The 23063-nt window shown below is 41.0% G+C and carries 12 protein-coding genes; 4 read left to right on the forward strand and 8 right to left on the reverse strand.

The features are described from left to right. Positions 1-1773, reverse strand: a complete 1773-nt coding sequence (locus IQ244_RS00320; RefSeq protein ID WP_193889080.1) for a tetratricopeptide repeat protein — start codon at positions 1771-1773, stop codon at positions 1-3. 226 nt (positions 1774-1999) lie between these two features. Between IQ244_RS00320 and IQ244_RS00325 the strand changes: the two genes are divergently transcribed. Both IQ244_RS00325 and IQ244_RS00330 read left to right on the forward strand, forming a co-directional pair. Next, positions 2000-6694, forward strand: coding sequence for a CHAT domain-containing protein (locus IQ244_RS00325; protein WP_193889081.1), 4695 nt, complete (start codon positions 2000-2002; stop codon positions 6692-6694). Positions 6695-7154: 460 nt separating this feature from the next. Next, on the forward strand, positions 7155-10688 hold the full coding sequence (locus IQ244_RS00330) for a CHAT domain-containing protein (protein ID WP_228058644.1): 3534 nt from the start codon (positions 7155-7157) through the stop codon (positions 10686-10688). Between the two features lie 127 nt (positions 10689-10815). Here the strand turns inward: IQ244_RS00330 and IQ244_RS00335 are convergent, their stop codons facing one another. The 3 genes from IQ244_RS00335 to IQ244_RS00345 form a co-directional block, all read right to left on the reverse strand. Further along, entirely contained in the window at positions 10816-11577 is a 762-nt protein-coding gene (locus IQ244_RS00335; protein ID WP_193889082.1) for a MinD/ParA family ATP-binding protein, read from the reverse strand. Between the two features lie 87 nt (positions 11578-11664). Next, the gene (locus IQ244_RS00340; protein WP_193889083.1) at positions 11665-11961 is read right to left on the reverse strand and encodes an ArsR family transcriptional regulator; all 297 of its coding nucleotides are present in this window, start codon (positions 11959-11961) and stop codon (positions 11665-11667) included. Between the two features lie 5 nt (positions 11962-11966). Beyond that, a complete protein-coding gene (locus tag IQ244_RS00345) occupies positions 11967-13673 on the reverse strand; it encodes a CHASE2 domain-containing protein (RefSeq protein WP_193889084.1) in 1707 nt (568 codons plus the stop codon). A gap of 695 nt (positions 13674-14368) precedes the next feature. Here IQ244_RS00345 and IQ244_RS00350 point away from each other — a divergent pair. Further along, on the forward strand, positions 14369-15187 hold the full coding sequence (locus tag IQ244_RS00350) for a DUF928 domain-containing protein (protein ID WP_193889085.1): 819 nt from the start codon (positions 14369-14371) through the stop codon (positions 15185-15187). Between the two features lie 130 nt (positions 15188-15317). Here IQ244_RS00350 and IQ244_RS00355 read toward each other — a convergent pair whose 3' ends face one another. Both IQ244_RS00355 and IQ244_RS00360 read right to left on the reverse strand, forming a co-directional pair. Then, positions 15318-16946 carry a DUF4335 domain-containing protein gene (locus IQ244_RS00355; protein WP_193889086.1) on the reverse strand — a complete coding sequence of 543 codons (1629 nt, stop codon included), beginning with the start codon at positions 16944-16946 and terminating at the stop codon, positions 15318-15320. 25 nt (positions 16947-16971) lie between these two features. Then, on the reverse strand, positions 16972-17574 hold the full coding sequence (locus IQ244_RS00360; RefSeq protein ID WP_193889087.1) for a DUF3038 domain-containing protein: 603 nt from the start codon (positions 17572-17574) through the stop codon (positions 16972-16974). 493 nt (positions 17575-18067) lie between these two features. Here IQ244_RS00360 and IQ244_RS00365 point away from each other — a divergent pair, with 493 nt between their 5' ends. After that, on the forward strand, positions 18068-21658 hold the full coding sequence (locus IQ244_RS00365; RefSeq protein WP_193889088.1) for a CHAT domain-containing protein: 3591 nt from the start codon (positions 18068-18070) through the stop codon (positions 21656-21658). A 36-nt stretch (positions 21659-21694) separates the two neighbouring features. Here the strand turns inward: IQ244_RS00365 and IQ244_RS00370 are convergent, their stop codons facing one another. Together IQ244_RS00370 and IQ244_RS00375 are read right to left on the reverse strand one after the other, a co-directional pair. Then, a complete protein-coding gene (locus IQ244_RS00370; protein WP_193889089.1) occupies positions 21695-22081 on the reverse strand; it encodes a COG3650 family protein in 387 nt (128 codons plus the stop codon). A gap of 159 nt (positions 22082-22240) precedes the next feature. Further along, complete coding sequence (locus tag IQ244_RS00375) at positions 22241-23053, reverse strand: inositol monophosphatase family protein (protein WP_193889090.1); 813 nt, start codon at positions 23051-23053, stop codon at positions 22241-22243. Between the last annotated feature and the right edge of the window lie 10 nt (positions 23054-23063).

A 23063-nucleotide genomic window follows, 5' to 3' on the forward strand; every position in this document is an offset into this window, starting at 1 on the left:
CTAACGCACTTTAGTACTATCTGGTACTACTGGTAATTTGGGTTTTTGTTGTGCTTGTTGTGCTGCCAATTGTTGTTGAGCAATGGTTTGATTAGCTAATGCTAATGAGTTTTTAGGATCAAGTTGTAAGGTGGCAGCAAAAGTAGTGACAGCATCTTGAAATTTACCTAATCTCAATAAAGCAACTCCTTTACCCGCTAAGATATTGGCATCCATAGGAGCCAGTGTACTAGCTTGGTTGTAAGCATTAATCGCCTCATTATATCGAGCTAAATTAAATAGTACTATGCCTCGGTTATACCATCCTTGCGATAAATTAGGGTTAATGCCGATCGCTCTATCTACAGATACTAAGGCTTCTTGATTGCGGGATAAATGCCACAAGACAACACTCCGGTTCGCCCAAATATTGGCTAAGAGTGATTTCTCTGTAAATTTGCCCACGTTTTCTAATGCTTTATTATAGGCTGCAAGTGATGCTGGATAGCGGTCTAAGGTTTTGAGAATTCTACCTTTATTAAACCAAGCTTGAGCGTATTTCGGATTAATTTCGGTGGCGCGATCGCTACTAGCAATTGCATCGGCATATCTGCCTAAATACCATTGGGTAGCTGCACGATTATTCCATGCTTCAGCATAGTTGGGATTCAGGGCGATCGCTCTTTCGATTGAGGCTAATCCTTCTTCGTAATTTCCTAATCCAGCTAAGGCGATACCTCTCTGTTCCCACGCTAAGGCGGGACTAATATCACCCCAGCGACTATCACCTTGGAGTGCAAGTTCTGCGGCTGCTTGTGCTTCTTTAAATTTGCCTAATTTGTTGAAGCTGGTACTTTGACTGGCTAAGGCTAAGGCATAATTAGGACTCAGTTTCACGGCAAACTCATAAGAAACTGCGGCTTGTTCTGGTTTGCCGATCGCTGCTAATGATCTACCATGTTCTAACCAAATGTCGGCATCTTTTGGGTTCATCGCCACTGCTTGATCAAAGGAGGCGATCGCTTCTTCTAATTGCCCATTTTTTTTCTGTGCCAAGCCTTTAGTGTACCAAGCAATCGCTGGCGTTGTTTCACCCCAATTCTGATTTACTTTAATTGCTGAGTCGCAAGCTGCGATCGCTTGACTCAACTTGTTTAAATTTGCTAAGGCTTGACAATTTCCCACTAAGGCTAAAGAATTCTCAGGCGTAATTTCTAAGGCGCGATTAAATGAGGCGATCGCTGCGTCTAGTTGTCCTAATTTACTTTCTCCTAAACCGCGATTGTACCATGCGACCACTGCTGTAGTATTGCCCCAGTTACCATCAGAACGCAAAGCTAAATCACAGGCGGCGATCGCTTCGGCATATTTGTTTAAACTTAATAATGCTTCACATCTTTGAGCTAAGGCTAAAGAATATTTTGGTTGCAGGCGTAAGGTTCGATCGGCTGATACTAACGCTTCACTATACTTGACTTGCTTGAGCAAAATTGCTGTGCGTGTTACCCAAATTTCTATTTCGTCGGGTTTAATTGCAATTCCTTGATTACAAGCGGCGATCGCTTCATCATATTTCTTTTCCTCTGCCAACAACTTACAAAAATTTGCCCAATAGTCAAAGTCTTTAATTTCTAATTTTTCTTGGGCAAACAACGTAGTTGGGACTAACGAATTTGCTAATAAAAAAACTGCCGTTAGTCCCCCAACAATACTCGTTGATTTGGCTGTTTTTCCCAACCAGTTATTAATAGCTTGTCTTCGTCTTACCTTGGCAGTAGGTTGCAAACATCTCATATTTTTTAAACTTTGTCAATAAGATTTAACTAGGCATCAACTTTAGCAAACACATCTAACAAGAATTAATTCGTCCAATATTCGCAAAAATTAACATCCTGAACAAGTGAAAATTAAAATTTGTCTAATTATAGGCAACTTAATCAGTTAATGTATATTCTATTGATCCAAAGGATAACTAAAAACTTTAAAATCTATATAAATAAATTAAAAAAATCTAATTTTTATGCTGCCAGTAATTTCCTTAATCATCACAGTTTACAATCGGGAAAATTATCTCAGATTAGCTATAGAAAGTGTTTTATCGCAAACGCGGCAAGACTTAGAACTAGTGATTTGGGATGATGCTTCCACAGATAATAGCCTAGAAATTGCCCGTGAGTATGCACAGCGCGATCGCCGCGTGCGGGTAATAGCCAGCAGGTATAATAGAGGACAAGCCAGCGCCTTAAAAGATGCGATCGCTCAAACTCGTGGTAAATATATCGGTTGGGTAGATAGTGATGATTTACTAGCACCCACAGCACTGGCAGAAACAGCTGCCGTGTTAGATACTAAACCCAATATTGGCTGGGTTTACACCGACTATTTAGATATTGACGAGAACAATACCATCCTCAGCTATGGCTATCGTTGTCTTGTACCCTATAGCCGTGAAGCACTGTTAAATCGGTTTATGACATTTCACTTTCGGCTAATTCGTCGGGAAGTGTTGGACTTAGTGGGAGAAATTGATGAGTCACTGACAACGGCGGAAGATTACGATTTGTGTCTCCGACTTTCCGAAGTAGCAGAAGTAGAGCATATCTATCAGCCCCTATACTACTACCGCACCCATCCAGAAATGTCATCGCGGCAAAGACAACGCCAGCAAATCAAAAACTCTCAACTAGCAATTCTCAAAGCAAGACAACGCAGACACCTTAACAAATCAAATTTCCCAAATAAAGCCCTGATTCCAGATAGCAAGCTAAATTTTCTGGCTATTTCTCAAGCTAAGAAGCAAACTTTTCCAAAATCTCATAGTCTTTTACAGCAAATCAAAGTATTAACAGCAAGCAACATAGCATTGCTATTATGCCTTATACCGACAACAGCCCAAGCCCAAAACATCACCCCTGCCAACGATGGTACAGGCACAATTGTTAACCACCAAGGCAACAATATTAATATTAGCGGCGGTAGCCTCAGTAGTGACAAAGCCAATTTGTTTCACAGCTTCAGCAAATTTGGCCTAGATGCGAACCAAACAGCCAACTTTTTATCGCAACCATCAATTCAAAACATCTTAGGCAGAGTCACAGGTGGAGAAGCATCGATAATTAACGGCTTAATTCGCGTCAGTGGTGGGAATTCTAACTTATATTTAATCAACCCCGCCGGAATTATCTTTGGTGCTAATTCTAGTTTAAATGTCCCAGCATCGTTCACAGCTACCACAGCCACACGCCTGGGTTTTGGGAATAATAACTGGTTAAATGCCTTTGGCACAAACGACTATAGCCAACTTATCGGTACACCCAATAGTTTCGCCTTTGATAGCAGCGTTGCTAGTGCGATATTCAATCAAGGTAATTTGGCAGTCACATCAGGCAATAATTTAAGTTTATTTGGCGGCACAATTGTTAGTACAGGGAGTTTATCAGCACCTGGTGGGAACGTGACAATTGCCGCTGTACCTGGGAGTAGCTTACTCAAATTGAGTATGGCGGGGAATCCTTTGAGTTTGGAAATTCAACCGCTGAATTCGACTAATAATAATTTACCATCCAATTCTTTACCAGCACTGTTAACTGGTGGTGGTGTTGGTAATGCTTCTGGTTTGGTGGTAAATAATGGTGAGGTGAAGTTAACTGGTTCTGGTTTGACTGTTAGCAATGGTGATGTTGTCGTCAATCAAGCTTCTGGAAAAAATGTCACCCTCGCCGCTTACCACAATTTAACATTACCAGAAAGTCAACTTTCCGCTACTAACAACTTAAATTTACTTGCTAAAGATACAGTCAGAGTTCGTGATAATGTCGCTCACAATTTCTCGGCTGTTGCTGGCAATAAACTTACTATTCAAGGGAATCAAGGTATTGATATTTTTGCAATTAAGCACTTAGACACAACACCTTTTATCAGCGGTGGTAATTTCACCTTAGTTAGTGATGGCAAGATTTCTTTAGACGCTCATTTTGCCAGCGGTGGTAAATTTTCGATTCTCAATTCTCAGCAGCAAGCAGCTAACTTTATTAGTTTAGTTGACCCAATTTTTAGCTCTAACCAAGATGTTACCTTTGGTAACTATACTGGCCCATCTTTAAAAGTAGAATCCCTTGGCAGTATTACGACTGGCGAAATTGTGATTACTAATGCAGATACCGCCCTTTCTAGTACTACTCCAGACGGTCAAATTTTGAGCAGTCAGCCAGCTTTAATTTTACGAGCAGGTGTGTCCAGCTTACAAGAAGTTACTACTGGTAATCCATCAAGTTTTATCACCAGTGGATCTTTATTCACATCATCAGCAAGCACATCTTCACCGGGTAATGTGAATGTCACAGGTGATATTTCATTTAGTAATTATGGTGGCCCTGTAATTATCAGTGCTACAGGTAATATTACGACTCAAAATATCACCAGTCCTGACAATATAAATAATACTAGTGGTCGAGTCGAACTGACAGCCGGAGGCGATATTAGCACCACCGATATTACTACTGCTAGTGGTGGAACAAGCGGTGCTGTGACTTTAACCGCCGGAGGTAGCATTACCACCGGTGATATTGACACATCATTTAACAACGAAGATAGTGGTACAGCAGGTCAAGTAAATCTTACAGCCGGAAATAGCATTACTACAGGAGATATTGACACATCTGCAATAGGTTTTGGAGATGTAATTGCAGGTGCAGTCACACTCCAAGCAGGAACTAGCGGTACATTTGGTAAGAATATTACTTTTAATAGTATCAATACTCAAGGTTTTTTTGGAGAAGGAGAGGGTGGTAATGGTGGAAATGTTCGTATTTTGGCCTATGGATTGGTGAGAGGCACAGGCAGAATTTTTAATGGTGACAGTCAAGATACAATTAATACTACTGGTGGTAGTGTTTCAGGCTCAATTACAATTCAACATGATGGTGGGCCAAATAACGTCCCATTTATTATTGGTAATTCTGCTACTAATGGTACATCAGGAAGAATTGTGAGGAATGATACCCCAACAACTGTTAATTCTTTTCCTGTATTACCCAATGGTGGCACAGTTACAGATGCTGGTAATGGTGCTAATTTTATCTCAATTAACACACCACCTACCATCACAACCAATTCCCTGTTTTCCGCAGACTCAAATCAATCAATAACTTTCACATTTGGGTCTTTAAATCCGATTACCAGTGATGTAAATAATGACAATCTCACTATCATTTTTGATGCCATTTCATCAGGTACTTTAACTTTTCAAGATGGTACACCAGTCACATCGGGAAGTGTACTAAGTAACAGTACTGTTTTAGTGTATACACCACCATCAGGAGCTAGTGGTCAGATTCCGGCTTTTACCGTGAGATCGAGTGATGTTGTTTCTCAGTCAGCGCCTCAACAAGTAAATATTATTGTTACGCCACCACAATGTACTATTCTGTGTGTACAACCACCACAACCTCCAGAACCACCAAAAACTCCCCCAACTGATACCGATTTTCCTCAAGATGAAAAGTTTACAGATCAGGTGGGAACGTACTTAGGAGAAGGTAAACAGCCAATTAAGGGTATCAAAGAAGCGCGGGAGATTCTCACTAGCATTGAAGCTTCTACAGGTGCTAAACCTGCCCTAATTTATGTCTCATTTGTACCTGCAACTATCAAACCCACTGCCCAATTACCAATCATCAGTCAAGATAATGACGTTTTAGAATTGGTAGTGGTGACAGCTAAAGGTGAACCAATTCGGCAAGTATTAACAAATGTGACGCGATCGCAAGTTATTACAGCTAGTCGTCAATTAACCAGTGCAGTAACAGATCCCGCACTACGCCGCACCTATATCAAACCTGCTGAACAACTATACAATTGGCTGATTGCACCCATTGAATCTAACCTCAAAACACGAGAAATTAATAACTTAGTTTTTCTCATGGATACGGGATTGCGATCGATGCCCATAGCCGCACTTTATGATGGTCAACAATATCTAGTAGAACGCTATAGTGTTGGTTTAATGCCCAGTCTCAGCCTGACTGATACTAAATATGTTGACATTAAAAAAGCTCAAGTTTTGGGGATGGGTGCATCTCAATTTATGAACCTAGACCCCCTACCAGCCGTCCCCACAGAATTAAGTACCATTGAGAAGCTTTGGCCTGGTAAAGCTTTCTTAAATGAAACCTTCACTTTAAAAAATCTCAAAGCTCAACGACAACAAATACCATACGGAATTATTCACCTCGCAACCCACGGCGAATTTAAAAAAGGTGCGCCAGGTAACTCTTATATTCAATTGTGGGATAGCCAACTAAGAATGGATCAGATGCGCCAACTTGGTTGGAATAACCCATCTGTAGAACTAGTAGTACTGAGTGCTTGTCGTACCGCCTTGGGTGATGAAGACGCAGAATTAGGGTTTGCTGGCTTTGCAGTCCAAGCTGGTGCTAAGTCTGCATTGGCGAGTTTGTGGTATGTCTCTGATGAAGGTACATTTAGCTTAATGACCGAGTTCTACGAAAAGTTGAAACAAGCCCCCATTAAAGCCGAAGCTCTGCGTCAAGCACAATTAGCTATGATCAAAGGAGAAGTACGCCTAGAAAACGGTAAACTCAAAACTTCTCATGGAGATTTACCTCTCCCAGCAGTACTACTAGAACTCGGCGACAAAAACCTCACTCATCCCTATTTCTGGTCAGCTTTTACCATGATTGGTAATCCTTGGTAGACAGCAGATTTAGCTGGATATCATATCTTAGATGTTTTTCACATAAAAGCATTCTTTTATGATGAAAAATATAGGAACTTTCCTCACACAACTTTTCAGGAAATTTGGGTTTTTATATCGTATCTGGTTAAAAACTTATCATTAAGACCACAGGGGTACAGAAGCGCCAAGAAAGATGCAATTTATCGGTTGTTGTAGAGATGTTGCCTGCAACGTCTCTACAGAATTTATGGAGTGCAGCTTCTCATGGAATTGGTATAATCAGCCGCTCATGATATTAATTATTTTTGAACAAATAATTAATATCCCATTTACATAATGCTTAAATATTTGCTTAATTTTTGGCAAATCTTTATTTTTAAATCTTTTTAAGTATATACTTAATCAGCTATAATTTAAATCACCTAAAAATACAATTAAATCAAGCTAAAACTTAAAAAATTATGCTATTAGTTTTTTTTTGAATATTAAATTTCAGAAAATTACAGTCAACTTCCCACGAATTTTTCCACAAAAGCCGCCAGCTTTCCAACTATTTCTATTTAAAGTCCACAGATCAAAATCTACCAGCATCATTTTAGGATTATTTCTAATACCCATAACAGCCCAAGCCCAAAACATCACCCCCGCCAACGATAGTACAGGCACAATTGTTAACCCCCAAGGCAACAATATTAATATTAGTGGCGGTAGCCTCAGTAGTGACAAAGCCAATTTGTTTCACAGCTTCAGCAAATTTGGCCTAGATGCGAACCAAACAGCCAACTTTTTATCGCAACCATCAATTCAAAACATCTTAGGCAGAGTCACAGGTGGAGAAGCATCGATAATTAACGGCTTAATTCGCGTCAGTGGTGGGAATTCTAACTTATATTTAATCAACCCCGCCGGAATTATCTTTGGTGCTAATTCTAGTTTAAATGTCCCAGCATCGTTCACAGCTACCACAGCCACACGCCTGGGTTTTGGGAATAATAACTGGTTAAATGCCGTTGGCACAAACGACTACAGCCAACTTATCGGTACACCCAATAGTTTTGCCTTTGATAGCAGCGTTGCTAGTGCGATATTCAATCAAGGTAATTTGGCAGTCACATCAGGCAATAATTTAAGTTTATTTGGCGGCACAATCGTTAGTACAGGGAGTTTATCAGCACCTGGTGGGAACGTGACAATTGCCACTGTACCTGGGAGTAGCTTACTCAAATTGAGTATGGCGGGGAATCCTTTGAGTTTGGAAATTCAACCGCTGAATGCAACTAATAATAATTTACCATCCAATTCTTTACCAGCACTGTTAACTGGTGGTGGTGTTGGGAATGCTTCTGGTTTGGTGGTGAATAATGGCGAGGTACGGTTAACAGGTTCTGGTTTGAAGGTTGAAAATGGCGATATTGTTAGCACTGTTAATATTGTTACTCGTAGTGCTGTTACTATTAATGCGGCAGGTAATATCACAACTCAAGATATCATCACTGCTGATAAATTTACAGGTCTGGCAGGCGCGGTTTCTTTAACAGCAGGTGGTAATATTACAACTAATAATATTAATACTTCAGCTTTCAGTCGTTTTGGAACTGCTACAGCTGGTGCAGTCACTTTAACAGCAGGTGGTAGCATTACAACCAATAATATTGATACTTCAGCAGCATTAACATTTGGAACAGCTACATCTGGTGGAGTCACGTTAACATCTGACAGCAATATTACTGTTGAAAGTATTAATACCACAGCGATGAGTTTTAATTCCCAAAATATCCGGCTCGTCGGTATATCCAGCCAGGAAAAAGATATGCAGTATAACATTCCACTGTTTGCTCAAGGCGGTGATGTTAATATTTCAGCCAACGGAACTGTTAGGGTAGTGGGGGAAATTTTTGATCGTGGACAGCCTACAGGTAATTCTATTTTTACTAGTGCATTTAATCAGCCTGGCGCTGTAAAAATTCAACATAACGGAGGAGCAAATAACGTCCCATTTATTGTTGGCGATGCAAGACTGAATGGTACAGCAGCAGCAATTAATGTTAGTCAGTTTCGTCCTGTTGGTTTTGATCCGATTAGGAGCATATTATTCCTAGATAGTACAAATTCACAAATTTCTCCCACATCAGCAGTTCATACTTTTCCTGTGAAACCCCTAGGGGGAACTGCTGATGGTACTCCTAGCCGGATTTCTATTATTTCTGTTAACACCCCACCTACTTTTTCAGGTAATTCAAATTTACTAAATATTCGACCAAATCAGTCTGTTACATTTAGATTTGATTCATTAAATATCAATACGAATGATCTAAACAATGATCATCGCAACATAATTTTTGATGGAACATCGTCTGGCTCTCTTAACTTCCAAGATGGAACCCCAGTTACCCAAGGAACAATTCTGAATGCAAATACGGTTTTGGTGTATACGCCGCCACAAGGTTCTCTCGGTAAAATTCCAGCTTTTACTGTTAGAGTTAGTGATGGTGTTTCTGAGTCTGTACCGCAACAAGTCAACATCAATATTACTTTGCCACCAATACCACCAATACCACCAATAATTACAAACAACCTCACTAATCTAGACCAAAATAATAACCCCACTTTAGAAACAAATAATTTTTTCAATCCAGAAATAAATAATCTGCTGACTGTAGACCTCAATAGTTTTGTTAACTTAGAAGAAGACAAAATCACTGCCAGTATACCAATATCGGAAAAAGATAAATCTCTTCTAGAAGCGGATGCAGATGAAGATATAGATAAGGCGATATCTAAAATTGATGCAAGGTTTACTAACGAGTTTGTCCGATACTTAGGTACAGACAGGCCTGTAATGAAAACTATTCAAGAAACCCGTGATACCTTAGTAAATATTGAAGCTACAACAGGTGTGAAACCTGCTTTAATTTACATTTCTTTTATACCAAAAACTCTCAATGGTGATGTTTTAACAGAGCAAAATCTTGCACCACAAGATGAGGACATTTTAGAGTTAATCATGGTGACAGGTAAAGGTGTGCCGATTCGGAAAGTAATGAATGTAACGCGATCGCAGGTATTAGCAACTAGTAAAGTATTTACCAGCTACGTCACAAATCCAGGTTCGGCGAAAAACTACATTGTGCCTAGCAAACAACTCTACAATTGGCTAATTGCACCACTTAACGATAAGCTACAAGCACGGCAAGTTAATAATCTAGTTTTTATTACGGATGCGGGCTTGCGATCGATGCCCACAGCTGCCCTCTATGATGGTCAAAAGTATCTGATTGAAAACTACAGTGTCAGTTTAATGCCTAGTTTTAGCCTGACTGATACTAAATATGTTGACATTAAAAAAGCTGAAGTTTTGGGGATGGGTGCATCCCAATTCATGAACCTAGACCCACTACCATCTGTACCGTCAGAGTTAACCACCATCACTCGGAAGCTTTGGCTTGGTAGAACCTTTTTAAATGAAGCTTTCACGTTTAATAATCTCAGAGGACAACGACGACAAAAAGCCTTTGGAATTGTTCACCTAGCCACCCACGGGGAATTCAAATCAGGAGCTGTTGGTAACTCTTACATTCAATTGTGGGATAGTCAACTTCGGATGAATCAGCTGCGCCAACTCGGCTGGAATAACCCACCGGTAGAACTAGTGGTACTGAGTGCTTGTCGTACAGCCTTGGGTGACGAAGACGCAGAATTTGGTTTTGCTGGCTTTGCAGTACAATCTGGTGCTAAGTCTGCATTGGCGAGTTTATGGTCTGTCTCCGATGAAGGGACTTTTGGTTTGATGACCCAATTTTACGAAAAGTTAAAACAAGCCCCTATCAAAGCTGAAGCTCTCCGACGCGCGCAAGTAGCAATGCTTAAAGGTGAAGTGCGGTTAGAGATGGGTAAACTCAGAACTGCTCGTGGTGATCTACCTTTACCAGAAGTTTTAGTAGAACTTGGTGATAAAAAGTTGACTCATCCTTTTTTCTGGTCTGCTTTTACTATGATTGGTAATCCTTGGTAAAGGAATAGGAAATGGATAAGAAGCAGAATTATTTTGGCTATTAGACATCTGGTGAAGAAGTAGAAACGTAGCAATGCTACGTCTCTACAGAGGTTCTGGATACCACATATTTAAATTCGCTCGATGTCTATTGCATAATCATCTTGGCTACTTTATCCATAACATAACTCAAGGGGTGTTCTGGATGACGTAAGCAAAATAAATCGCTACTGGCTAGTTGCATCAACTCTTCAGACAGTGGTAAAACACCCGCTACAGGTGCATTATATGTTTTTTCTACCTGTTGCTTGAGTGCATCAAAATCTAGGACTGGGAGTGCTTTATTAATTAACAACAACATTTTTGGTACTTCAAGTTTGCGGGCTACTTCTACTGTGACGGCTGTACCTTGAAAATCTTGGCGATCGGGTCGGAGAATCAGCACTAAAATATCAGAAATAGCAATTGAAAGTAAGGTTTCTTCATTGAGTCCTGGGTGGGTATCAATAAATAGGTAATCTAATTTTAAAGCAATTAGCAGTTTTTGAAAGCCTTCATTAAGTAAATTAAAATCAAATCCTTCTCGGAGAACTTTGGTAATATCTCTAGCTTTAATACTAGAAGGGATAAGATAAATACGTCCTTTGGCTCCTATTCCTTGACCCAAAATCGAGCTAACATCGTAGGCAGATTCTTCAATATTACAGCGTCCCCAAAGATAATCATTTAGAGAATATTTAATTTTCTGCTCATCAAACCCAAACAAAACGTGAATCCCAGGAGATTGGATATCTGTATCAACAATCCCAACCCGATAACCATAACGTGCAACTATTCCGGCTAGGTTAGCGGTGGAATTTGATTTACCTGTACCGCCGCGAAATGAGTGGATAGATACAATTTTTGACATGATAAAAGTGATTTTCTTTTAGCGAATCGCCCAAACCCAGAGAGCGCAGAGTAACATAACAAAGTGCTGAGAATAAATCTATATAGTTTAGAGTTTATCCCATATATTTTGATTCAGATTACTTTTCTTTTGAGTAACAAAGCGGGGTTGATAAAAAACTAATTGACTATCCTCTGATTCTTGAATAAACCCTTGGGTAATTAATATTTGTAGCTGCTGTTGTGCCAGTTCTTCTGTAATATTCAGATAACTTGATACTTCTGATAAACTAACTTTTTGCTGGCGAGTTATCCAATTAACTAGTTGTCGCTGTTCGTCAGGTAAATCTATGATATCTAACTTACTATTTTGGGGTGATGATTCATCAGGTTCTTGGTAATTCATAATGATTATTTATTTTCCTTCAATTTTTTACTACGGCGTTGTAAATCTGCTAAGTATTCTAATTCGTCTGGGTCTTCAATTGTTGTTGGGGTTGTCTTTATGTCTAGGTTATTTGTTTGGTCTTGGGGAAGCAAAGTTTCCTGGGAGTGAGTTTTGTTTCGTCTGTCACGTACTTGCTGTAAGTAATCTATTTCTGTAGTTTCGAGATTTGTAGGTTGATTAATGATTGTGTCAGGTAAAAGAGGATTGACATCTAAGTTATTCACAACAGATGTAGTTATGATTGGTAAGTTTTCTTCATTATCTCTATCCCGCAAATCTTTAGCTTTTTGTTGTAATTCTAAAAAGTAATTACTTTCGGTGATGGCTGCAACTTCTTGATTTTTTTTGTCTTGATCAATGTCAATGTTGATTTTCAGAAAGCCTTTAACAGTTTTAACAATTGTGGCAGCATATCTGTCTATCAAGACCACAGCAACCGCACTGCCTAAAAGGCTTAGAACAGGTGGTACTAGAGGTATCCAACCAGCGCGGAGAAATATCATATAGTTGGCTCCTAATAATACAGCGATCGCCACTCCTCCACCCAAGATTAATAACCAAGGTTTCCGAATCCGCCACGCTAAAAATCCGCCGACTAATGACCAAGCAAATACCCACAAACCTTCTTCTAATTCGTTCCAATACCAAAATAAAGGTCGTTTATTCAAAACAGCGCTTAATATCTGGCTGGCATTTTGAGCATGAACTACTACCCCTGGCATTTTTTGGCTATCTGCTGACCCTGCACTGTAAGGTGTGTAAAAGGTATCTTTGACAATCTGTGCCGTGTAGCCAATCATGACAATTTTGTCTTTGATTAAGGCTGGGTCAACTTTATCTGCGAGGACATCGCTGAGTGATACTTGCTTAACAGCGTTTTTGGCAGAACGATAGTTCAGCAGTATTTGGTAATCTGCTGTATCGATTTTGTGATAACCACCAGATTTAGGCGTTAAGCGTTTGAGAACTGTAGAACCAAACTGTAATTCACCTGATTTTGTCAGTTGGGGTTCAATTTCCTGTGCGGCTAAGTAACGCACCACCATTTGAAAGCTGAGAGATGGGAGTTGATTTTCGGGGTCGGCGATATTGCAGATATGTTCGCTAGGTTTCGGCAATTTAGAGGCTTTGGGAATGGAAAGAATCATTCCTTGGCGGACTGTACCACCTGCATCGACAGGGAAGTCAGCGACTCCCACCCTATCTTCGGGAATTCCTGGTGCAGCGGCGATACCGGGAGAATCGGCTTTACTAACGACGCAGACAGCGGCAATATTTTCGTTTTCGGATAATGTTTGGATTAATTCTGTCCGGCCTGCAACTGCGCCTTGCTTCACATCCCGCAAAATATCTATCCCAATTACGCGCGGTTCGTGTTCTTCGAGTTTTGTTAATAACTGCGCCATTGTGCCGTCTTCAAGAGGATATTCTTTGCGGGTTTGGATATCTGTATCATCGACACCGACGATTAAAAAGCGATTATCTACTCCTTCATCGGGACGCGATCGCATTAACCAATCAAATGCAGCTAACTCCATTCCCTGCAAACTACCCAGTTCTCGCAATCCCAAAATTAATCCGGCGATCGCTACACTGGTGACAACGACTGTCCCGCCAATGCTTAACACTGTTTGACGGAAGTTGCGGAGCTTGGCATCTGGACTGACCATTGGCGTTACCTCTTGATCGATTAGTTAAAGTGTAAATTTTAAAAACTAGTCATCTTCCCTCAGAGGATGTCTGAAAACTTTTTGGTGTTGTATTTGAGACTTGTAGATCCCCCTAAATCCCCCTTAAAAAGGGGGACTTTGATTCATTTTCCCCCTTTTTTAAGGGGGGCTAGGGGGGATCAAGCACAAGATTTAATACTTCACTTCTCAGACATCCTCTAAGAAATTTGGATGTGATAATTTCTTTGCTGTAAATAAATATTTAGCTAATGTGCGTCCAAATTACCTGTTTTTCTTCACTCTGTCATTCCTTATTTAATATTTCTATATGAAATTGATGTATAAAGTTCAGAGTATCAAGTTCTTTCACCAGTCAGGAATCTCGTTATCATCAAAAAATTCAGGAGTCAGGAGCCAGAATTCTCCAATTGAATTCTGTGTGACTGCGAGCGGCTGATCCCACTAAATCGAAAATTTAGCGGTCGGCAATTAGTGGTGGGTCTGAATCCCTCACTCCCGTGTTCTGAATCCTGAATTCTGACTGCTGAATTCTTCTTCAATTAGAAGTGCTATAGTGATTTCACTGAGGCTAGAACACAACAAAATTCATTAAATTCAAGTAGAAAAGATTCACAAACTGAAACTTTAAATACTATGAAATAGTCATTAATAAAAACATCCATATTATCAAAAATATGCTCAAAAAAAACTTACTATTAATTACACTAGGCTTAACTCTCATTCCAGATTTGTTCCTGGGTGCATTCCCCTCAATCGCCGCACCTATTAATAATGTTGCTCAATTCAGTATTCCGCGTTCCACACCCAGATTATTTCCTCGTCGCCGTTCCCTATTAAGATTTAAAGTTCCGGGAATTCGTGGTTCTCGCAATCTGGAAGCAGGCGCAGCACGGGGAAAATGCAGTCCACAAAATATTAGTGGAGTTTTACCACCAAAACCACCTAAGAGTGCAGCTAATCAAATTCCCGTAGAATTAACAGTTAGCGATCGCCCAACATTTTTTGTCAATGTGCCGCAAACATCAGCCCAGCAAGCCGGATTTTTACTCAGGGATGAAGCCGGAGAAGAATTACTCGACAAAACTTTACCCTTAACAGCCAGCGCAGGAATTATGAGCTATGGCTTACCAAGGGATTTTGCCGGGTTAGAAGTCGGGAAGAAATATCAATGGCGCTTTTCTCTATTGTGCGATTCCACCAATGGCGATCGCAGTGGTGATCCTATTGCTAGTGGTTGGATCGAACGCGTCGAAGTACCCCCAACAGTGGCGAGTAAATTACAAACAGCAACACCTAAACAGCGCGTACTGATCTATGCAGAAAATGGTTATTGGCATGACACATTAAAAGCTCTGGCTGATTTACGTGCTGCCCGTCCTAATGATTTAACGATAGTACGTGATTGGGATGATATTTTGCGATCGGTAGGATTAGATGCAATGTCTAAGCAGCCTTTAATTCCACTCAATACCACTACTGCTTCTAGTCAATAACAAGCCTCTGCCTCACCTGAAGGGCAGTTAAAAAATCATCAAAACTGGGATGCACCCTGGGGAATTTGAAAAATAACTGGTACATAGTTTTGTACCAGTTAGACAAATGGCATGAACTTGGAGGATTTAATTATTCAGATTCTGAAAATGTTTGTACTTTACCATCAGGACTGAAAACAACCCGAATTCTGACATTCTGACCCGATTTATTAGCAGAAACAAACGGCTTACCAATAGCTGGTATTCCTGTATTATCAATAAATTCTCTGGCTGGCTTATTCAGCGGCAAAATCCGCATAATGGAACCATCCACATCCACAGTCAAGCTGTATTCTAATGTTTGTGACAATCCCGATGGCGGTTGCCAACGCTTCTGAAAGAAACTTCGAGCTTCTGCGATTTGGGTTGTGTCAAATATTGTGCTGTTGGTAGCTATATTGGGTGATGTGGCAGCTTGTGGCGCATCACCCAATCTATCAACAAAGGGATTATTATCAGCTGCTGAAGGTAGGAGAGAAGAAGTGATTTTTTCTCCTAGTTGTTGGTTTGTTTGTGAATACCCTGGAGGCAGATTATTACTGCGGGTTTCATTTGGGATGTTAGCCAGAGGCGGTGGAACTATTGGGAGATTAGTAGAGGATAAATTATCCGTCCCAGAAGACAGACGAGGTGGGAGACTACGCCTTTGCGGTAAAGCAAGTTCACCCTTGGTAATTGGTGTTACAGGGTTCAGATTGAGATTTGGATTCAGCGCAATTTGTTGACCAGGAATTGTTGTAGATGCAGTATTTGGGGCATTATTCTTGGAGCTAATTGCTGTCTGAGGTATGTTCAGAGCATTTTTACCAGATGTTGACGGTAAACCAAGGGAAGTTGGAGAGTTAGCCGAAATATTAGCACCAGACGACAAAACAGGTTGTGTCGGCAAACGGGAAGTTGGCAGAGGCAGAGTTGAGTCGATAGGTGGTAGCAATGGCAAATTATCTGACGGTGTTAGGCCAGGTAACGGTGTATTCAGGTTTGCTGATGACGGAGGTGCTAAAGCCACATCAGACTCTGTGGAAGTATTTTTGTTGGCTGTTGTTGGTTGATTTTGCCGATAACTATTGGCGTATTGTACAGTTAGAGGCAATAAACCGACACTTAAAACCAAAACTGCGGCGACAGGTGTCCAAGCAGGGAAGCGAATCACAGAACTGGTATTATTCAGAGCAGGTAACGCCATGACATCAGCTGAGTATTCATCCAAGGCTGAGGCTAAATCAAAAAGCTGCAACAGACTTAATTGAATGAATGGACTAGATGCTTGACTGGCGAGAGAACCAAGATGCAGCTTATGAGTTAAAGAACTGCTTGGTTCTAAATATATTTTGGCTCTGGGTATATCTGATGTGAAAGATTTTAAAGTTTGGGTAGATAGGGAAGATTGGTGAACATCGCTCAACCCTGAATCATCAGATGTTGTGGTTGAGTCTTGGGGAGTAGCAAAACCAATTCCAAAGCTTTCTGGGGACTGTTGAAGAAATTCTTGCACATAACTGGTGACGGCATCACACAAAGCTTCGAGTTGGTCGCGATCGCCCCGAATTACAACCCTGCGTTCTTCTGGTAGTCGTGGATCGTCAAAGCGTAACTCAAAGCTGAGTTGCTTAATGACAGTTTTCCCCATCCAACGGGACAAAGGAGAGCTTTGCGCCAATACTTCTAGTGTGCAAGTGGGGGGTGTGTAGCGACGAATGACAGAATTTGATACAGGCATGGGAGAAACTGGGAAGGAGATGTTTTCAATATTTGGCGGAGTCGATGAGTGCGAGCCAGAGACGGCGGTGTCCACCAGGAGCGCTGTAGAACAACAAGTCTACAAGCAGCTTGAGTGCTAGGTGGGTCAATAATTCCGTTGAAATTTGGTCATCCTCTTCCATCCGCTCTTGGTAAGTGTTGCAAAAAGCATCAATGTAATCTCCAAGTAAAGCAGCCTGATGAGGTTCCCGGTTGGTTTCCGCCATTTGCTCTAGTAACCCAACAGCACGGCGAATGAGTTCTTGGTGCTGTTTGGCGAGATAGCAGATGATTAAAACAAGCGATCGCGCTTCTTCAACATCTAGCTTTTTTCGCCCTCCTTGACCTTTGCGTAGAGGATTAGACTGTCGTAGTCGCCATAAAGCTACGCGGTCTGGCACTCTTGACTCTAAATTTAGGTTAACTGCCGCTGAGAGCATTGCCTCAGAACCAATCCCAGTTAAGGTTTCTAGCGCCAACAGTACCAAGTCCAACTGAGTTTTGATATTATCCCATTGGACTGTGTTTGGGGTCGGAAGCTTGATTAAATCCTCCCATTGGGAATTGGGTGTGGCTGGGTCGGCGGCCGAGTGCATAACTTTTAGCATAGGTGATCGGGCTGGTAGGGGCTGGTGCTGTTACCTATTTTGAAACCAGACTCTCAAGGATGACAGTTGGTTTCCTATAATTAAATTTGACTAGAAGTTACTCCTAGCTGGTCGAATTTTGGTAAACAGCAGTTGTCACTGTCTTACTCTACAAGATGAAAATTTATTTTCCATACACTTAGCAGAGTAGAAAATGATCTACCTTAATAAAAATCTTCATAGCCTGAATAGATGCTTCAGTATGAAGTATAAATCAACATCAATAATTGATTTTTGGCAATTAATTATCTCATGAGCGATCGCCCCTAATCTTTTGACTTACCTAATATAAATATGTAACTATTCTTCAATATTGCTGAAATAACTGTATTCTCTGACTGTTGGCTGTTTCCTTTCAATGATCTCTATCAGAAGTAAGATGATACAGGAACACAAACTGTAAAATTACAGTTGTTCAGTTAAGAAATACTACTTCTCGTAGCTGGGAGCATTTATGGCAAAGAGAAATATGTCAGCGTTCACCAATCGCACCCTTGTTCTCTTTGTCAGTATGCTGATGACATCAGATTTGATGTTATCGGCAGCCAGGGCAAATGATCTCTACATAGCCCAAAAACCGCAAAATACCAGTCCAGAAAGGCAAAGAGCCGCCACCCAAGCCAAACAACTGCTGCAAGAAGCACAGCAATTATATGAACAAGGTACAGCCACAGGTCGGCAAGAAGCGATCGCCAAATATGAAGCAGCGTTAAAAATTTGGCAGCAAATTGGCGATCGCAGTTATGAGGCTACAACATTATTAGCGATCGGCACACTTTATTACACGCAAAATGATAACCAAAAAGCACTGGAATATTTTCAGCAAGGGCTAATTATTCGCCGCGAACAAAAAGACCGTTTTGGCGAAGCAGTAATGCTGAATTCTATTGCTAATGCTAACGCTAACTTGGGTCAACCACAAAAAGCACTGGAATTTTATAGCCAAGCATTGCGATTATTCCGCGCCGAAAAAAAACCTTATTTTATAGTTAACACCTTAGTTGGTATTGGGGGAGTTTATTTTAATGCAGGAGAAACAAAACAAGCACTAGAAGCTTACAATCAAGCCTTGGGAATTCAACGCCAACAAAAAGATTTAGATGGACAAGCCGATATTTTGCAAGTTATCGGCATTACCTATACTAATTTGGGTGAACCGCAAAAAGCCTTAGAAGCTTTTCAACAGTCCTTAGAAATTCAAAAGACGAGAAATAATCTGAGTAGACAAGCCGATGCACTCAACTATATCGGCGTACTTTATTTATCTATTGGTGATGAGCAAAAATCGCGGGAAGCTCTCAATCAATCGCTCAAACTGCAACAACAAAGTCAAGGCAATCTTTCAGGTATAGCTTTGGCATTTAACCTGACTAAGCAAGCTGTGACTTTGACTGGAATTGCCGGGAGCTATTCTTTTAGTGAACCACAAAAATCTTTAGAATATTATAACCAAGCGCGATCGCTGTTACAAAAGGCAGGTAATCCCCACTCAGAAGCCGAACTATTAGGACAGGTTGCTTTAGTCTACGATAGGTTAGGTGAAAAGCAAAAAGCCCTGGATGTTTTAAATGAAGCATTGGTATTGCAACGTTTTACAAAAAATCGGGCGCGGGAGGCCTTCACCCTTGATACTGTGGCGGGGATTTATGCTTCATTAGGGGATTATCAAAAATCTATTAATACTTACAACCAAGCCCTAAATATTGAACGCGAGGTGAAAGATGTTAAGGGGGAAGGCGACACACTGAAAAATATTGCTTCAGTTTATAGTTTGCTTGGTGATAATAAGGCGAGTATTGAAACTTATAATCAAGCCCTAGAGAAATTTAAAAGTACAGGCGATCGCGATAAAGAAGCACAAGCTTTAGATAATATTGGCAGTGCCTATCGGGCTTTAGAAAATTATCCCCAAGCCTTAGAATATTACAAACAAGCGCAGCAGTTACGCCGCGAACAAAATAATGTCATTGGTCAAGTCAGTGCCATCAGCGGTATCCTTCGAGTACACGAATCTTTAAAAGATTATCCCAAAGCCCTGGATGCAGCTAACCAAATTTTGGCATTAGCACAGCAAACAAAAAATAGCTTTGCCGAAACTAGTGCTTATGGTTTCTTTGGGAGAGTTTATTTGGCTGCGGGTGATTATCAAAAAGCCCTAGATGCTTCGCAAAAAGCTGCTGCTGGCTGGCAAAAATTAGGACAGAAAGATGCCGAAGCCAATATTATTGGTAATTTAGGTAGAACTTATCAAGCCTTAAAACAACCACAACAAGCGATCGCCACCTATAATCAAGAATTAAAATTGCGGCAGATGATAGGCGATCGCACCGGGGAAGCATACACCCTGTATTATATAGCTCAGACAGAACGCGATCGGGGCAATCTCACCGCCGCCCGTACCCAAATAGAAAGCACCATTAAAATTGTCGAAGATATCCGCACCAACGTTACCAGCCAAGACTTGCGGACATCTTACTTTGCCTCTGTGCAGAAATATTACCAGTTTTATATTGACCTGTTGATGCGGCTACATCAACAAGAACCATCAAAGGGTTATGATGCTTTGGCATTACAAGTTAGCGAACGTGCTAGAGCGCGTAGTCTTTTAGACTTACTTACAGAAGCCAACGCAGATATTCGCCAAGGTGTAAATCCCAAGCTACTGCAAACAGAACGCAGCTTAGAACAACAACTCAATGCTAGAGAAAAACTCCGCATTCAACTTTTAAGCGGTAAATATACAGAAGCACAGATCCAAAATTTAGACAAAAAAACCGCAGAACTGCTGCAACAGTATCAACAAGTCCAGGCAGAAATTAAAAATAGCAGTCCCCGTTACGCTGCCTTAACCCAACCGCAACCCTTATCATTAAAACAAATTCAGCAGCAAGTCTTAGATGATAATACCTTGCTCCTCGAATACTCCTTGGGCGAAGAACGCAGTTATCTTTGGGCTGTCAGCAAAAACAATATTACCAGTTACGCACTACCGAAAAGTGCCGAAATCAAAACCGCCGTCCAAAAATTCCGCGATGCTTTAACCGCCCCATCCCAAAGAACTAGTATTGCCAGAAGCATCACAGCAGCACAAGAATTGTCACAGATGATCCTTGCACCAGTCGCCCAGCAACTCGGAAAAAAACGTTTAGTCGTTGTCAGTGATGGGGCTTTACAGTATGTACCCATCACTGCATTAGCAGTACCAAATAGCCAAACCTATCAGCCACTAGTCACCACCAACGAAATTATCTCCCTTCCCTCAGCCTCAACTATCGCCCTACTACGCCAGGAAGTCAAAGGGCGCAAAAAAGCCGCCAAAACCTTAGCTGTCCTGGCAGATCCCGTATTTTCTGCCCAAGATGAACGCCTTAAAGGCCAAGCAGCAAATCGGCCATCCATCACTCCAGACTTGAATCTCTTTGACCAGCAACAATTATCACGTTCCGCCAGAGAAGCAGACATTGATTTTGAACGCCTGCGGTTTACTCGCAAAGAAGCTGAGGAAATTCTCTCTTTAGTATCTAATAAAGAACGTAAGCAAGCCTTAGACTTTACCGCCAGTCGTGATTTAGCCACCAGCCAAGAGTTAAGCCAATATCAAATTATTCATTTTGCCACTCACGGTATTTTAAATAGTACTAACCCAGAATTATCTGGAGTAGTGCTATCGCTGTTTGATAGCAAAGGAACACCCCAAAATGGCTTTTTGCGCCTCCGTGATATTTTTAACCTGAATTTGCCAGCAGAGTTAATAGTTCTTAGTGCTTGTCAAACAGGTTTAGGTGAAGAAGTCAAAGGAGAAGGATTAGTTGGGTTAACCAGAGGATTTATGTATGCGGGAAGTCCGCGTGTTGTAGTGAGTTTATGGAGTGTTGATGATGAAGCTACATCAGAATTAATGAAGTTATTTTATGCCAATATGTTACGCAAAAATTTAAAACCTGCGGCGGCATTAAGGGCAGCACAAATAGAAATGTCACGTAATCCAAATTATGCTGCACCTTATTATTGGGCTGCGTTTACATTACAAGGAGAATGGCAGTAAAAATATCATAGAACTTCACTCGGTTATCTCCCAGAATTACTGCTTCTGGGCGCAACCGTCTAAAACCTTGTTGCCTAATATCAGCACCGCCGAGTAAGGGTAATTTTTATCTGACATCCCATCACTACAAGCGCTGACTTTTTCTAGAATTAATATATTATTCCCCCTGAGTCGGTAAACTCTGACCAAATCAGCAGGACGGCCTGCGGCTGTTAAGGGTTTCACGTAAGGAAAGGTTTGTTGCTTCACCTCTGGAGAAGAGTAAACAATGCCATTTTTACTAACAGTGACACTCCAAAAAGGTTCTGTACCTACAGCGACAAATTTTTCACTGCTAGGAGTTACTGCTTGCAAGCTAGAAGTGTGAACCAGTAAACCAGTACTCAATCCCAACAATGCAACATAAGGGATAAAAGCTTTCATTGCTCAAGATTTTTATGTGATAAATATTTAATAGATACACATTGACTATGCCAATTCCGCTTGGCAATAAAAAGCCCCAACAGCATAGGGGTTAAGGCAGAATAGTTTTAACATTTACAGAACAATAAAAGACTTGTATGGGCTGTGAAAATTTGGGATCTATTTCCAAGAAGACAATGGCGGAACTTGTGTTAATTCATGGCTGAGAGTTTCATGAATATAACCGTTAGTAGCAAGAAGTCTACCTGAGTTGATTTGTAAAGGACTACCATCATAAGCTGTGACTTGACCACCAGCTTCTTGTAACAAAATTATGCCAGCGGCTATATCCCAAGGCGATAGTCCCCGTTCCCAGTAACCATCAACACGACCACAGGCTACAGAGGCTAAATCAATGGATGCTGAACCGCTACGTCTCACTCCTTGGGTAAGGTGAGTCAGGTGACAAAATTCAGCATAATTATTATCTGAGGTTTCGCGGCGATCGTAAGCAAATCCAGTTACTAATAAGCTTTTACGTAATTCACTTGTTTCAGAAACCTTGATGGGGCGGCGATTACGTGTCGCGCCTAAGCCAGCCGCAGCTTGAAATAACTCATTATGAAGTGGGTCGTAGATTACGCCTACCTGTGGCGCACCGTCAATTAATAGCCCTATAGAAACTGCAAAAAAAGGGTATTGGTGAGCGTAGTTTGTAGTTCCATCTAAGGGATCGATCGCCCACAGAAATTCATTATCTTGATTACCTATTTTGCCTGATTCTTCCGCCAAAATAGAATGCAAAGGGAAGTGACGGTGCAGAATTTCTAAAACCACTGCTTCTGAGGCTTTATCCGCCGCAGTCACCAAATCACCAGGGCGGCCTTTTTCTGTGATTGCATCTTCTAATTTACCTAAATAACCTTGTAAAACTGCACCCGCAGCTAAAGCCGCCTCGGTCGCAATGTCGAGAAAAATTTGTAGTTGAGTCATGGGTTAGTCA

Source organism: Nostoc sp. LEGE 06077, from assembly GCF_015207705.1.
Classification (GTDB): domain Bacteria; phylum Cyanobacteriota; class Cyanobacteriia; order Cyanobacteriales; family Nostocaceae; genus Nostoc_B.